This window comes from Methylopila turkensis (assembly GCF_027922325.1).
In the GTDB taxonomy this organism is placed as follows: domain Bacteria; phylum Pseudomonadota; class Alphaproteobacteria; order Rhizobiales; family Methylopilaceae; genus Methylopila; species Methylopila turkensis.
The window spans coordinates 745,016-759,062 of the sequence record NZ_BSFL01000002.1; the positions used below are offsets into that span (position 1 = coordinate 745,016).

The 14,047-nt window shown below is 71.6% G+C and carries 12 protein-coding genes; 8 read left to right on the forward strand and 4 right to left on the reverse strand.

Annotated elements, in window-relative coordinates; translation table 11 throughout:
* Positions 1 to 6: 6 nt before the first annotated feature.
* Positions 7 to 969, reverse strand: coding sequence for an ELM1/GtrOC1 family putative glycosyltransferase (locus PKE78_RS10250; protein ID WP_271200771.1), 963 nt, complete (start codon positions 967 to 969; stop codon positions 7 to 9).
* Between the two features lie 210 nt (positions 970 to 1,179).
* Between PKE78_RS10250 and PKE78_RS10255 the strand changes: the two genes are divergently transcribed.
* From PKE78_RS10255 to spt, 6 genes are all read left to right on the forward strand, one after another.
* Entirely contained in the window at positions 1,180 to 2,481 is a 1,302-nt protein-coding gene (locus PKE78_RS10255) for a hypothetical protein (RefSeq protein ID WP_271200772.1), read from the forward strand.
* 14 nt (positions 2,482 to 2,495) lie between these two features.
* Complete coding sequence (locus tag PKE78_RS10260) at positions 2,496 to 3,551, forward strand: ELM1/GtrOC1 family putative glycosyltransferase (RefSeq protein ID WP_271200773.1); 1,056 nt, start codon at positions 2,496 to 2,498, stop codon at positions 3,549 to 3,551.
* Between the two features lie 84 nt (positions 3,552 to 3,635).
* Positions 3,636 to 5,399: an ABC transporter ATP-binding protein gene (locus PKE78_RS10265; protein WP_271200774.1), complete on the forward strand. Its 1,764-nt coding sequence runs from the start codon at positions 3,636 to 3,638 to the stop codon at positions 5,397 to 5,399.
* Between the two features lie 111 nt (positions 5,400 to 5,510).
* The gene (locus PKE78_RS10270; protein WP_271200775.1) at positions 5,511 to 7,223 is read left to right on the forward strand and encodes a fatty acyl-AMP ligase; all 1,713 of its coding nucleotides are present in this window, start codon (positions 5,511 to 5,513) and stop codon (positions 7,221 to 7,223) included.
* Positions 7,224 to 7,716: 493 nt separating this feature from the next.
* A complete protein-coding gene (locus tag PKE78_RS10275; RefSeq protein WP_271200976.1) occupies positions 7,717 to 7,968 on the forward strand; it encodes an acyl carrier protein in 252 nt (83 codons plus the stop codon).
* A gap of 1 nt (position 7,969) precedes the next feature.
* Entirely contained in the window at positions 7,970 to 9,280 is a 1,311-nt protein-coding gene (gene spt / locus PKE78_RS10280; protein ID WP_271200776.1) for a serine palmitoyltransferase, read from the forward strand.
* Here the strand turns inward: spt and PKE78_RS10285 are convergent.
* Genes PKE78_RS10285 through PKE78_RS10295 form a run of 3 tightly spaced genes read right to left on the reverse strand, consistent with a single transcriptional unit; the run spans position 9,198 to position 12,250 of the window.
* Positions 9,198 to 10,151, reverse strand: coding sequence for a hypothetical protein (locus tag PKE78_RS10285; protein WP_271200777.1), 954 nt, complete (start codon positions 10,149 to 10,151; stop codon positions 9,198 to 9,200). The two genes, spt and PKE78_RS10285, sit on opposite strands and share 83 nt — an antisense overlap.
* Before the next feature lie 12 nt (positions 10,152 to 10,163).
* Positions 10,164 to 11,096, reverse strand: a complete 933-nt coding sequence (locus PKE78_RS10290) for a diacylglycerol kinase family protein (RefSeq protein WP_271200778.1) — start codon at positions 11,094 to 11,096, stop codon at positions 10,164 to 10,166.
* Positions 11,097 to 11,107: 11 nt separating this feature from the next.
* Complete coding sequence (locus PKE78_RS10295) at positions 11,108 to 12,250, reverse strand: CDP-alcohol phosphatidyltransferase family protein (RefSeq protein WP_271200779.1); 1,143 nt, start codon at positions 12,248 to 12,250, stop codon at positions 11,108 to 11,110.
* Positions 12,251 to 12,358: 108 nt separating this feature from the next.
* Here PKE78_RS10295 and PKE78_RS10300 point away from each other — a divergent pair, with 108 nt between their 5' ends.
* The gene (locus tag PKE78_RS10300; protein WP_271200780.1) at positions 12,359 to 12,796 is read left to right on the forward strand and encodes an HIT family protein; all 438 of its coding nucleotides are present in this window, start codon (positions 12,359 to 12,361) and stop codon (positions 12,794 to 12,796) included.
* Positions 12,781 to 14,043, forward strand: coding sequence for an LptF/LptG family permease (locus PKE78_RS10305; RefSeq protein WP_271200781.1), 1,263 nt, complete (start codon positions 12,781 to 12,783; stop codon positions 14,041 to 14,043). Before PKE78_RS10300 ends, PKE78_RS10305 begins: the two co-directional genes overlap by 16 nt.
* Positions 14,044 to 14,047 lie beyond the last annotated feature (4 nt).

Consider the following 14,047-nt stretch of genomic DNA (forward strand, 5'->3'; position numbering starts at 1 on the left):
CCCGCGTCAGGCCGCCTGCAGCCGCTGCGCCTCCCACTGCCTGTAGATTTCGACCGCGGCGCCCGAGACCTCGAAACGCCCGGCGGGCGGCGGCGTCGGCTCGCCGTCCGGCGCCAGCGCCACCTCGCCGCCGTCGATCAGATCCTGGACGCAGCGCGCGGTCGTGGACGCAGGGTCGAAGCAGACGAGATCGAACACGCGCACCGGCTTGCCCGTGTCGCAGGCCTCGCACAGCATCGTCAGCGAATCGGGGGTCACGACATATTCCTCCGCCCCGACGAGCGCGGTCTCGAACCCCGAACGGTCGCGACGGTCCACGAACGCGACCCGATCGCCCAGCGCCGCCCGCAGCCGGCTCTCCGTGCGCTCAGGCGTGCGCCGCGAGAACGCGACGGTGAACGGCGGCGGCGCCCCGTTCTCCAACAGGCGCTCGATCTGGCCTACGATCCGGTCCGGATCGATCTCGAACGCCTTGTTGACGCCGCCGATCATGGCGAAGACGCCCCGCGGCGCAGCCGAGGGAGCCGGCGCGCGCCGCGCGGGAACGCCGCGCCGCAGAATCGAGCGCCGCGCCGCGGGAAGGCCGAACCCGGTTTCCTGCTCGCCGGGCTTCAGCGAATGCCGCGGCACCAGCGCCACGTCGAAGATCGGCGCGCGCCACAGCGGCCGGCCGCTGAACGCGGCGAACAGGTCATCGCCGTAGCGCGAGCGGTAGGCCGCGACGACGCGCTCGGCGGCGGCGCCGCTGGCGACGATGCGCAGCAGACCCGCCTCGCGGGCCGCCGGCGTGGCGCGCCAGGTGTCGATACGGCGCATCAGCTTGAGCCCGACGCGCTTGAGCGGCGGCGTCATGCGGCCGGGCGACACGATCTGGACGATCTGGTCCGCGCTCCATCCCGCGCGTTCGCAGAAGGCGAGGCATTGATTTACGTGGCCGGCCTTCGCGGCGCTTACGATCAGGGTCTTCATACGCGAACTGAGTGTTGCTCCGTGCGGACGCGGGCCGCGGCGACGCCGGACCACACCGGCGCCACGACACTTTTAGCCTTTTGGCGTGACGTCGCGGCGAAATGGAGGCGAACGCTCCCGTCTTGCCCTCGCCCGAGGCCGCGGCGTAGGTTCCCGCCAACGACCTAGCCGCTTCAGTTTAGAAGTGCTCCAGCAAAGCGAAAGTCCGCCGTGGCCAAGACGACCGACACGCGCGTCAAGTTCAAGACGCGCTGGTATCATCGCCATCCCAAATACTGGTTCCGGAAGGACAAGCCGCGTCCCGCCGGCCATCGCGACGCGCCGGAGGTGGTGCGGCTCGATCCCGAGCCGGGCGTGACGCCGAGCCCGAAGCCGCCGGTGCGCATCTTCCTCGGCACCGAGCCGATGCAGGCGCGGGCCGAGCGCGTGTTCATCTGGTCCGTCGCGCAGCGCCGCGACCCGGCCCGCGCCTACGAGATCCACCTGATGAAGGACCTCAAGGGCTTCGACCGCAACGGCTGGACAACCGGCTTCACCAACTACCGCTACGCCATTCCCGCGCTCGCCGGCGAGCAGGGCCGCGGGATCTACAACGACGTCGACCAGATCTACCTCGCCGACCCGGCCGAGATGTTCGACCTCGACATGAAGGGCGCAGGCATCCTCTGCGTGCAGAAGGATGAGACCTCGGTCTCGCTGCTCGACTGCGCCCGCATGGCGCCGCACTGGCGCCTCGAGGAGGCGCGCACGCCGCTCAAGCGCAAGCACTTCCTCGACATCATCGCGCGCGAGGACCTGTGGGGCGAGCTGCCCGGCGTCTGGAACGCGCGCGACACCGAGTACGGCCCGGACGTGGCCAAGTGCTTCCACTTCACCACGCTGCGCACCCAGCCGTGGCGGCCGTTCCCGGACCAGCTGTTCTACGAGGACCACCCGGAAGGCGAGTGCTGGTTCGCGCTCGAACGCTCCGCCAACGCCGCGCGCTTCAACGGCTTCACCCGCGAGCGGCCGAGCCGGAGCTTCGCCGCGGCGCTCGCGACGCTTGCACAGGAGCCGGGCCCCGACGCGGCCCGCGCGGCGCAGGACGCAAGCAAGGTCGCGCAGGCGGCCGGCGCGGCGAGCGTCCTCGTCGTCTCGCCCGAGGGCGACGCGCAGCCGGACATCCGCGGCGCGAGCGTCTCGGCGGCGCGGCTCGACGAGACCTTGCGCGCGGGCGCCAACCGGCGCGCCGACGGCGTCCTGTGCGTCGGCGGCCTGTCGGGCCTGCCCGAGGAGGACGTGGCCTGGGCGCTCGACGCGCTGTTCGACGCGGGCGGCGGCTTCCTCGCCGTCAGCCTGAAGCTCGACCCGGCGCGCATCGGAACCGCGGCGGCGCTGCCGCCGGAATGGTGGCGGCTGCAGCTCGAACTCGCCTCGGCCCGCGCGCCGGACCGGCTCTGGAGCCTGGCCGTGACCGGGGCCGGCTCCGCGAGAACGTTCAAGGGCGGCGCGGCCGCGTCCCGCGCGGCCTGAGGCCGGGAGCAGGCATGGCGGCGCCGGCGCTCTGGGCGCTCACCGGCCGGCGCGCCGGCGACAACCGGCAGGTCCTCGCGCTGGCCGAGGCGACCGGCCTGCCCTTCGCGACCAAGCCGCTCGTCTTCTCCGATCTCCGGAAGCGGGCGGCGCGGCCGGAGGGCTCGATCGCGGCCCTCGACGCGGCCTCGCGGGCGAGCCTCGCGCCGCCCTGGCCGGACCTCGTCGTCGCGGCCGGACGCTGGTCGGCGCACGCCGCGCTCTGGATCCGGGCGCAATCCGGCGGCCGCGCCCGCCTCGTCCATATCGGGCGTCCGTGGGCGCCCCTGCCCTGGTTCGACCTCGTGGTGACGACCGCGCAATACGGCCTGCCCCCGCGCCCGAACGTGCTGGAGAACGCGTTTCCTCTCTCCGCCTGGCGCGACGAGGCGGCGGCGGTTCCGCCCGACGTCGCCGCCCTGCCCCGGCCGCGGCTGCTCGCGATCGTCGGCGGCGACAGCCCTCCGCGCGTTCTCGACGTTGACGCGGCGACGGCGCTTGCCCGCGCGGCTCTCGCCCGGGTCGGGCGCGAGGGCGGCTCGCTGCTGCTCGCGACCTCGCCGCGCACGCGCCCCGAAGCCATAGCGGCGATCCGGGACGTGCTCGCGGCCGCCTCCGCGCCGACGCGGCTCTCCGTCTTCGGCGAGGAGCCGAACCTCTACCGGGCGTTCCTCGCCGCGGCGGATGCGATCGTCGTGACCGACGACAGCGCCGCGATGACCGCCGAGGCCGCGATGACCGGCGCGCCGGTGGCGTTGCACCCGCTGCCGCAGCGGCCGAGCGCCGCGCAAAACCGCGTGAGCCTGCTGCGGCGGCTCGCAGGGCTCACGCCCCCGACTCAGGCCGCCTTCGACGCGTTGGTCGCGCGCGGGACGATCACCTCCATCCGCGACCTCGACCGCTACGCCGCGCGGCTCCGGAGCGAGGGCCTGCTCGACGGCGGCCCCGCCGCAAGAGAACGGGCCGCGGCGGAGCTCGACGAGGCCGCGCGCCGGGCCCGCGCGCTGGTCCCGGCGCAAAGGCCCGCTTGAGGCCGGCGCGGATAAGGTCTACCCCGCTGCTCGACCCTCGGCGGCTTTCGCCTCGCGTCACGGTCTCCGTTCGGAATGGATCGCGTGCCGACCACCTCGCCCTCGCCAGCCCCTTCGCGCAAGACGACCCGGCGCCTTTGGCGGTCGATGCTGCGGCTCGCCTCGATCATCCCGGCGCGGCGCACCGTCGTGACGCTCGTCTGCCTCGTGTTCGCGGGCATAGCCGAGGGGCTCGGCATCGCGAGCCTGCTGCCGCTCGTCACCCTGATCAGCGACGGCGGCTCGGGCTCGGGATCGACCGCGCAGGCGCTCGCCTTCGTCCGGAGCCTCGGCGTCGAGCCGACGATCGGCTTCTTCCTTCTGGTGCTGGTGATCGGCATGGCGCTCAAGGCCGGGCTGGTCCTGTTCGCCATGCACCAGGTCGGGCGCGCCGTCGCGGACGTCGCCGTCAAGGTGCGTCTCGACCTGATCGACGCCCTGCTCGCGGCGCGCTGGTCCTACTACGTCCGCCAGCCGGTCGGGCGCTTCGCCAACGCGCTCTCGACGGAGTCGCATCAGGCCGGCGAGGCCTACAACCAGGCCGCCCTGCTCACCGCCGAGCTGATTCAGGTCGCGACCTACGTCACGATCGTCATGGCGGTGTCCTGGAAGCTCGGAATGCTGTCGCTCGGCGTCGGGCTCGTGATGGTGCTGACGCTGAACCGCTTCGTGATCGTCGCGAAGCGCACCGCCCGCAAGCAGAACCGCCACCTCAAGCGGATGATCGGCGGCCTGACCGACCTGCTCGTCGGCATCAAGCCGATGAAGGCGATGGGACGGCACGCCCGCTTCCAGGCGCTGTTCGAACGGGACGCGGAGGTGATCCGCCGGGCGCAGCGCAAGCAGTCCTTCGCGCGCCACGCCACCAAGGCGCTGCAGGAGCCGATCCTCGCCCTGTGCCTCGCCGTCGGCATCTATTTCGCCCTCGTGGTCTGGGAGCTGCCGGCGGGCGAAGTGCTGGTGATGTCGCTGCTGCTCGCGCGCACCGTCGCCACGATCGGCAAGGCCCAGCAGGGGCTTCAGGCCGTGCGCATCGCCGAAGCCGGGTTCGTGTCGGTGGCGGACGCGATCGACGTCGCGCGCGCGGCCCGCGAGACCGCCCATTCCGGCGCGCGCCCGACCTTCGACCTCGGCGCGGCGATGCGGGGGGTGACGTTCGGCTACGATCCCGAGCGGCCGGTGATCGCGAACGCGACCTTCGAGATTCCGCGGGGCCTCGTCACCACGATCACCGGCGGGTCCGGCGCCGGCAAGACCACCACGGTCGACCTGCTGCTCGGCCTGAACGAGCCGCAGTCCGGCGAGGTGCTGATCGACGAGACGCCGCTCGGCGACCTCGACATCATCGCCTGGCGGCGGATGACCGGCTACGTGCCGCAGGACTTGATCCTGTTCCACGACACGCTCGAAGCCAACGTGACGCTCGGCCAGCCCGAGTTCGACGCGGCGGACGTGGCGCGCGCGCTCGAGGCCGCCGGCGCGAGCGACTTCGTCGCCGGCCTGCCGGAGGGTCTCAAGACCGTCGTCGGCGAGCGCGGCGCCCGCCTCTCCGGCGGCCAGCGCCAGCGCATCGCCATCGCGCGCGCCCTCATCCACCGGCCCACGCTGCTGATTCTCGACGAGGCCACCACCGCGCTCGACCCCGAGACCGAGGCCAACATCGTGCGCAACGTGGTGGAGCTCGCGCGCGACACCGGGCTGACCGTGCTCGCGATCTCGCACCAGCCGGCCTGGGCGCGCGCCGCCGATCACGTCGTCCATCTGGCGGAGGGCCGGGTCGTGAGCGTTGACAGGCGGGCCGCGGAATGATCGACGGAAGCCGAAACGGCGGCGGCCGCCCCTGAGGCCGTGCGCGCGATCGGCGGCGCCTCGGCCGCGGAACGCCTCCTCCGCCCCTGAAATCCGGACGATGCGCCTGACATGACCGACCGCCTGAGCCCCGACGCGACGACCTCCGCCCCCGGGGCCGCCGCGGACACGACCATCCTCGACGCGCTCGACGCGGCCGCCGCCGGCGACCGCGGCTTCGACTTCTACTCCGCGCGCGGCGCGCTGCTGGAGAGCCTGCCCTATGCGCGGCTGCGCGAGGACGCGCGGGCGCTGGGCGCCCGCCTGCTCGGGGCGGGCCTCGTCCCTGGCGACCGCGTCGCGCTGATCGCGGAGACCGAGGCCGACTTCGTGCGGCTGTTCTTCGCCTGCGGCTACGCCCGGCTGATCCCCGCCCCGATGCCGCTGCCGATGGCCTTCGGCGGCCGGGAGAACTATCTCGCCCACATCCGCCGCATGATCGAATGCGCCGACGCCGCGGCCGCCTTCGCGCCCGCCGCGCTGAAGGACTGGCTCGCCGAGGCCGCCGCGGGCCTGCCGCTGAAGCTCTCCGGAACCGTCGCCGACATTCCGGAGACCGCGGCGCCAGCCGACCTGCCCGCGCCCTCGCCGGACGATCTCGCCTATCTGCAGTTCTCGTCGGGCAGCACGCGCTTCCCCAAGGGCATCATGGTCACCCACCGCGCGCTGATGGCGAACGCGACCGGGATCAGCCGCGACGGGCTGGAGACCACGCCAGCGGACCGCTGCGTGTCGTGGCTGCCGTTCTACCACGACATGGGGCTGGTCGGTTTCATGCTCACCCCCGTCGTGGCGGGGCTTTCGGTCGACTACCTCTCGACCCGCGACTTCGCCCGGCGGCCGATGATGTGGCTGGAGCTGATCGCGCGGAACAAGGCCACGATCTCCTACAGCCCGAGCTTCGGGTTCGAGCTCTGCGTCCAGCGCGCGGCGACGCTCGACCTCGGCGCGCTCGACATCTCGACTTGGCGGGCGGCCGGCATCGGCGGCGACATGATCCGGCCCAACGTGCTGCGCCGCTTCGCCGACCGTTTCGCCGCCCACGGCTTCCGCATGGAGAGCTTCGTGCCGAGCTACGGCATGGCGGAGGCGACGCTCGCGCTTTCCTTCGCGCCGCTCCGGCGCGGCATGCGCGCCGAGACCGTCGACCTCGACCGGCTGGAAAGCGGGGAGGCTGCGGCCCCCGCGACGGCCGAGGCGCGCACCCGCGAATTCGTGCTGTGCGGGCGCCCGCTCGAAGGCCACGCGATCGAAGTGCGCGACGCCGCCGGCGCCGCGCTGCCCGAACGTCAGGTCGGCCAGGTGTTCGCGAAGGGCCCGAGCCTGATGACGGCCTACTATCGCGAGCCGGAGGCGACCGAGGCCGCGATCCGCGACGGCTGGCTCGACACCGGCGACCTCGGCTACTTCGCCGACGGCGAGATCGTCATCACCGGCCGCGCCAAGGACCTCGTGCTGGTCAACGGCCGCAACGTCTGGCCGCAGGACATGGAGTGGACGGTCGAGAGCGAGCTCGACGGCGTCCGCAGCGGCGACGTCGCCGTGTTCTCCGTCGACGCCGACGAGGGCGAGGACGTGGTGGCGCTGGTGCAGTGCCGCGCCAGCGCGCCGGAGACCCGCGAAAAGCTCGCGACCGACGTCGCGAACCTGCTGCGGCTGCGGTTCGGCGTTCCCGTGACCGTGCGAATCGTCGGCGCCCATGCCTTGCCCGTCACCTCGTCGGGAAAACTGAGCCGGAGCCGGTCCCGCGAGCTGTTTCTGGCGATGAAGGCGGCCGAAGCCTGAACACATTCGGCAACGAATTATTTCATCTTGAAACGCGGCGGGCGCGCTCCATAAGCCGTCTTTGGTGCGCCGCCGCACGATCGCGCAGGCGCCGCCGCACGCGGCGCGCGCCTCGCCGCCGGCCGGCCGCGGAAGGTGGATCGTTTTTTAACCATCGCCGTCGTTTCCTCAATCTTCAGGGTTTTGACCGGGTCCGGCGGCAGCCGGCGCGGACCCCCGAGCCGCCCCGGCAGGAGCCGGGCCGCCCCCTCCGTCGCCGCTCCGGGCGCGGTTCCGCGGGGGTCGAAAGAGGCCGCGCCACTGTGTCCGCCAGAACACGGATCGGCGGACGAGGACGACCGGACCGGCTGCGCAAGCCGCCGATCTCGGTTACAAGCTGCTGACGCATAGGAGTTTTTCGTCGTTCGGGGGCGAACTTTACAGATCGACGACAACTTCATACTTTGCGGCCTTCATAAGTATGGGTCGCGTAAGTGCCCGGCAGGTCGGGAAGATGAATGAAGATAAAGGCCAGTTGATCGCTGACATCGAGGATGTCCTCGAGACAGTCATCAACCGAAGGGTCGAATTGCGGACGGAAATGAACATCGTGAACGATCTTGGACTCGACTCAATAGCTGTGATGAACTTCTGCATGGCGCTCGAGGACAAGTTCGACATCTCGATCCCGTTGCATGACATGGCCAGCGTCGTGACCGTCGACGATCTCGCGAAGACGATCGAAACGCTGCGGAGTAATGCGTGATATGTCGATATTCGGAAAGTTCGCGGCGCTCACCGACCGCTATGATCGTCTCAGGGAAGTCGGAGCTGATCCGTTCGCCGTGAAGTTCGACGACATCGTCTCGTCTGTCGAAGGCGTCGTGAACGGCAAGCGGACTCTTCTGTTCGGCACCAACAACTATCTCGGCCTGACCTTCGACGAGGCGGCCAAGGAGCGGTCGATCGACGCGATCCGCCGCCACGGCACCGGCACGACCGGCTCGCGCATCGCCAACGGCAGCTACAAGGGTCATCAGGAGCTGGAGCGCGAGCTCGCGGACTTCTACGGCCACAAGCACTGCATGGTGTTCTCAACCGGCTATCAGGCCAACCTCGGCATGATCTCGACGCTGGTCGGCAAGGACGACCACCTGTTCCTGGACGCCGACAGCCACGCCTCGATCTATGACGGCTCGCGCCTCGGCCACGCGCCGGTGGTCCGCTTCCGCCACAACAATCCGGACGACCTCGCCAAGCGCCTGAAGCGCCTGTCCGACCAGCCGGGCGACAAGCTGATCGTGGTCGAGGGCATCTATTCGATGCTGGGCGACACGGCTCCGCTGAAGGAGTTCGTGGACGTCAAGCGCGAGTTCGGCGCCTACCTGATGGTCGACGAGGCGCACTCGATGGGCGTGCTCGGCCGTCACGGCCGCGGCCTCGCCGAGCGCGAGGGCGTCGAGGACGACGTCGACTTCGTCGTCGGCACCTTCTCGAAGAGCCTCGCCAGCGTCGGCGGCTTCTGCGTCTCCAGCCTCGACGGCTTCGAGATCCTGCGCCTCGCCTCGCGGCCCTACATGTTCACGGCCTCGCTGCCGCCGGCGATCATCTCGTCGACGCTGTCGGCGCTGCGCACCCTGCGCGCCGAGCCCCAGCGCCGCGACAAGCTCGCCGCCAACAGCCAGCGCTTCTACGCGGGCCTGCGCAACGCCGGCTTCCATGTCGGCCCCGAATGCTCGCCGATCGTCGCGGTCATCATCGACCAGCCGGAGATCGCGGTGGCGTTCTGGAAGCGCCTGCTCGAGGAGGGCATGTACCTCAACCTCGCGCTGCCGCCCGCGACGCCGAACTCGTCCGCCTTCCTGCGGTCGAGCGTGAGCGCCGCCCATTCGGACGAGCACATCGACTTCGCGATCGCGCTGATGACCCGCATCGGCCGCGAGTTCGGCCTGCTGCCCGCCGAGAACAACGTGTGCCCGTTCCCGGCCGTGGCCGTCAGCGCAGAACGCCTCGGCGCCACAGCCGCCATAGCACGGGCCCTGCCGCCAGCAGTGGGTGCCGGCGCTGGAATGGCGTGACCTCGATCCGGTGGCCCGAGTGCCGCTCGATCTTCCAGGCGACGTAGTCGGCGCCGCCTGAGAACGTGAACACCGCCTTCGCGAGCCGCGCCAGATTGAGCGGCTTCGCGAGGCGGCGGCGAAGCCCCCAGGCGCGCTCCGCCGTCCGACGCTCCCGCTCCGGAATCGCCGTCGTCAGCCGCGCCCCGTCGCGCGTGAAGCGGAGGCCCGCGGCCTCCCAGCCGAGCTCCAGCATGCGCGCGAAGCGCTCCGGCGCGCGCTCGACGATCGCCGACGGCTGCGCCGCGCTCTCCACCCGGAGCTCCGAGGCGTAGGTCCGGCGGAACAGCCCGGACCAGAACTCCGCCGCCGTCCCGCTCGCCGGGCCGAGCAGCGCCGCCCACCACGCCGCCGAGCGCACCGCGACCGCGACCGCTTCGGCGACCTCCCACGCAGCGCCGGGATCGCGCGCGAAGGCGAGCGCGGCCGGCTGCGTGAAGCGGGTCCAGATGGTGGTGTCGCGGCTGAGCGCCCGGGCGTGGGCGCGGAACTGCGCCACCGTCATGATCGCGATCTTGGCGCGCAAGCCGCCGTCGGGGCCTGCGCTCTCCGCGTACTCCACGTTCGGCGGCAGCGCGGCGTTGGCGCGCCGGGCCATGGGACCCGCGTCCCAATGCGCGAGATCGTCCAGCAGCACGTAGAAGTCCAGCAGTCCGTCGGTGGCGCCTGTGCGCAGCGCCGAGCCGTAGAACAGCACGCCCGCGGCGCGGCCGCCGGAGCGCGCGGCGAGCTCGGCCGCGAAGCGGCGCACGCCGGGGACCACCGGCGCGGCGAGCTCTTCGGCGACCGCGGCGGCGAGGCGTTCAAGGCCGGGTTCGGCGGGCGTCGTCATGGCGCGGAACCGTCAGTAGGAGAGGAAGGTCACGGGCGGCGCGGCCCGCAGCTCCACGCGGCCGTCGGCGCCGGGGCGGAACGTGTCGCCGTCCATGATGAACGGCGCGCGCAGGCCGATCGAGAGCGCGTCGGAGCGCCCGCTGCGGTAGCTCTCGCGCATCCAGGGCCGCGGGCGGCCGCGTCCGATCGGGAGCAGCGCGGAGGCGAGCCGCGGCGGCGGCGCGTCGGCGACCAGATGGTCGATCGCGCCGTCGCCCTCGCCCCAGAACGGCCAGAGCCCCAGCATCAGCTTGTCGAGCGTGGTGGCGAGGAAGAAGAAGGCGGCGCGCTCGTCCGCCTCCGCGCCGTCGGGGCCGATCGCGGCGGGCACGCCCGCGCGCCATTCCGCGCGCTCGGCGCCCGAAAGCGCGGCGCGGACGGCGGCGGCGATCCCGACCGCGACGCCGAGCCGCTGGGCCAACCCGCGGCTGTGCACCCGCTCGTTGACGAGCCGCGTCGCGCGCTCGAACGCGCCGAAGCCGAACACGAAGCCCTGCAGCGTCCGCCCGTCCGCCGTGACCTCGAGCGGTCTCCGGACCGCGCGCTTGAATGGCGCGCCGGAAGCGAGCGCAGCCGACAGCCGCGCCAGCGCGTCCGGGCCGTGGCCCACGCTCCCGACGTCGCCGGCGGCGGCGTTGGTTTTGCCCAGTGGCGCCAGCGCGATCTCAGGGAGCGTGTCGCCGTACGCCGGCCCCAGGGCGCTCAGCACATCCCGCAGCGTGCCGTCGCCGCCTGCGACCGCGAGCACGTCGACGCCCGCCTCCCGCATCCGCACCATCGCCGGCCCGTAGCCGGCGATCGTCTCCGGCGCCTCGAAGGCGACGCCCGGCGGCGCGGCGGGCGCGCGCTTCGCGCGCGCGTTGCGCCAGCTCCGGCCGTTCGCGACGACGCCGAGCTTCGGCATGGCCCGCGCCTTTACGCGTCGAGCCAGGAGGTGATCGGCCCGCGCCGGCTGGCGATCAGCGCCTGGACGATCTGGGCGGTGTGGACCAGGAAGCTCAGCACGATCCAGACCACCACCAGCCACATGCCGACGTCCGGCCGGCCGAACAGCGTCGCGACGGTGAGGATGACGAGGTTCGGGTTCCGCCGCGCGGTGATCAGCCGGAAGAAGCTGTCGAACGGCCGCCAGACATGCATGTGCATGCCAAACAGCCGCAGGAAAATCCCCTCCTCCACCCGCTGCAGGATGTAGCCGCCGAAGATGATCGCGATCATCAGCCCGGCGTAGTCGCCGGAGAAGCCCGCGGCCGGCAGCCCGATAACCCACGCGAGCCACCAGAACGGCGGATGGATAAGATCGATGCCGTGGTCGAGCACGTTGCCGAACTCGCTCGACGTCATGGTGACGCGGGCGAGCTTGCCGTCGACCGTGTCGAGGAAGGTCATGATCCAGGCCGCGACGAGGCCGGACAGGTAGAAGCCGTTCCAGAACGCCCACAGCGCCACGAACACCAGCGCGAGGCCGACATAGGTGACCGTGTTCGGCGTGATGCGGCGCTCGGCGCACCACTTGGTCACGATCCGGGCCGGCTTCGGCCAGACGTATTTGGTGACGAAGTCGGTCACGCCCTTGTAGGAGCCGGCGAAGCTGCGGGCCTCGACCTCGTCCACCGTGCGCTCGTTCAGCGGGATGAGATAGGCGATCTCGCGCTTGCGGAGCTTGCGGTTGTAGGAGCCCGCGAGGCCTTCAGAATCGAGCCGCTCCACGCCCGCCGGCAGCGCCGCGGCGTCGCCCGCGAGGATCGCGGCCGCGACCGCCGGCGCGTCGGCGCCCGTCACGTTGGCGGCGACCGGCTCGCTCCCTGCGAGCAGCGCGGCGCCGGGCCGGACCGCAAGCGCGTCGACCAGCCGCTGCTCGAAGGCGTAGTCCACGCGCAGCAGCAGCACGTCGGCGTCGGCGGGCAGGCCGTCGAGCGTGTCGCGCACCTCGGCGACGCCCGCCCGGTTCAACTGGCGGGTCAGCCGCTCGGCGGAGCTCATGCCCCAGATGCGCACGTCGGACCGGCCGAGAAGAACCGCTATGCGCGCCGGGGCCGTGCGGCTGTCGTTGGTCATGATAAAGTCGCTTGCCTCGCGTTCGCTTGTCCGGACGTGTCCTTAGCGACGAAACGCCTATCCTGCCACCCGCCTCGTTCGATCCGAGCCTTTCCGCAGACGGAGCCCATGGCCAACGCGACGATGACGAAATTCGGCTATCCCGGCGCCGCGATCCGGGAAGCGGAGCTATGGTCCGTGCAGGTGCGGCCGAAGCAGCCGGGCTTCGGATCGCTGGTGCTGGTCTCGAAGGAGCCGGCGCAGGCGTTCGGCGCGCTGAGCGCCGCGGCCTTCGCGGAGCTCGGGACGCTCGTGCCGCAGATCGAGGCGGCGCTGAAGGCCGTGACGGGTTATGACCGGATCAACTATCTGATGCTGATGATGGTCGACCCCGACGTGCATTTCCACGTGATCCCGCGCCACGAGGCCCCGCGCGACTTCGCCGGCCTCACCTTCCGCGACGCCGGCTGGCCCGGCCCGCCCGCGCTCGGCGAGGGGCCCGAGCTCGACGCCGCCGCCATCGAGTCCCTGAAGAACGAGATCCTTCGGCGTTGGCCCTCAGCGTAAACCTGTTCCGTTCCGATCAGCGGGCGTCGTTCTTTCCGACCGGCCTGCTGGAGCGCTACGTCATCGGCCTCACGCTGAAGCCGATGCTGATCGCGCTCACGGTGGTGCTGCTCGGCCTGCTGATGGAGCGCGTGCTGCGAATCGTCGACGTGCTCGCGGTCGCCGGCGCGCCGGTGATCCTCGTCTTCGCGCTCTCGGCGAACCTGATCCCGCATTATCTCGGCTTCGCCGCGCCGGCCGCCTTCGCGCTCGGCGTGTTCTCGGCCTTCTCGCGCATGTCGAACGGCGCCGAGCTCGAATCGATGATGGCGACCGGCGTTTCGGTGTGGCGGCTGGTGAAGCCGCTCGTCGGCCTGGGCGTGCTGCTGGCGCTCGCGAACCTCGTGGTGATGGGCTTCCTCGACCCCTACAGCCGCTATGCCTACCGCGAGATCCTGAACCAGTCCGTCACCTACGCCTGGCGCGCGCACGCGCCGGCCGCGACCTTCATCTCGGTCCGCGACGGGCTGACCGTCACCGCCGACGAGGTCGACAACACCGGACGCCGGCTCAAGGGCGTGTTTATCGAGGACCGCGCCAACGGCCGCGAGACGCTGACGACCGCCGCCGGCGGCACGCTGGAGGTCACGCCGGACGGCAAGCAGCTCCAGCTTCGGCTGCACAAGGGCTTCGTGCTGCGCAACGCCGAGGTCGGCGGCCGCCCGAGCTCCGCGCGGTTCAACGATCTCGTCTTCGACAAGAAGTTCGCGCTCGAGGCTCCGCCGTTCCGTCCCCGCGGCGGCGACGAGCGCGAGCTGTCCATGACCGAGCTGTGGTCCGAGATGGGGGCCGCCGCGCCGGTGCAGCCCTATCGCGAGCTTTCGGCCGAATTCCACGCCCGCATCGTGCGGTCGCTCGCGATGATTTTCTTGCCGATCCTGATCGCGCCGCTCAGCATGACGATGCGGCGGCAGAGCCGCTTCGCCAACATCGCGCTCGCGGCGGCCCTGCTGCTGGCGTTCCAGAACCTCGCCCAGGTCGGCGAGACGCTGGCGCACAAGGGCGTGCTGCCGGCGATCATCGCGTGCTGGGCGCCGCTCGCAGCGCTGGCCGCGATCTCGTTCTGGCTGTTCGCGACCAGCACGGACCGGCCCGGCGACACCGCGCTGTCGCGCATGCTCGATCGCGTCAACGCGGTCGCCGCCGCGATCGGAAACGCGATCCTCGCGCCGTTCCGACGGCTGCGCCGCGCCGCCGCGAAGGGCTGAAGGT

Coding starts and splice junctions, on each gene's coding strand:
- PKE78_RS10250 (WP_271200771.1), bottom strand. CDS start 969: ATGAAGACCCTGATCGTAAGCGCCGCGAAGGCCGGCCACGTAAATCAA.
- PKE78_RS10260 (WP_271200773.1), top strand. CDS start 2,496: ATGGCGGCGCCGGCGCTCTGGGCGCTCACCGGCCGGCGCGCCGGCGAC.
- PKE78_RS10270 (WP_271200775.1), top strand. CDS start 5,511: ATGACCGACCGCCTGAGCCCCGACGCGACGACCTCCGCCCCCGGGGCC.
- PKE78_RS10275 (WP_271200976.1), top strand. CDS start 7,717: ATGAATGAAGATAAAGGCCAGTTGATCGCTGACATCGAGGATGTCCTC.
- spt (WP_271200776.1), top strand. CDS start 7,970: ATGTCGATATTCGGAAAGTTCGCGGCGCTCACCGACCGCTATGATCGT.
- PKE78_RS10285 (WP_271200777.1), bottom strand. CDS start 10,151: ATGACGACGCCCGCCGAACCCGGCCTTGAACGCCTCGCCGCCGCGGTC.
- PKE78_RS10290 (WP_271200778.1), bottom strand. CDS start 11,096: ATGCCGAAGCTCGGCGTCGTCGCGAACGGCCGGAGCTGGCGCAACGCG.
- PKE78_RS10295 (WP_271200779.1), bottom strand. CDS start 12,250: ATGACCAACGACAGCCGCACGGCCCCGGCGCGCATAGCGGTTCTTCTC.
- PKE78_RS10300 (WP_271200780.1), top strand. CDS start 12,359: ATGGCCAACGCGACGATGACGAAATTCGGCTATCCCGGCGCCGCGATC.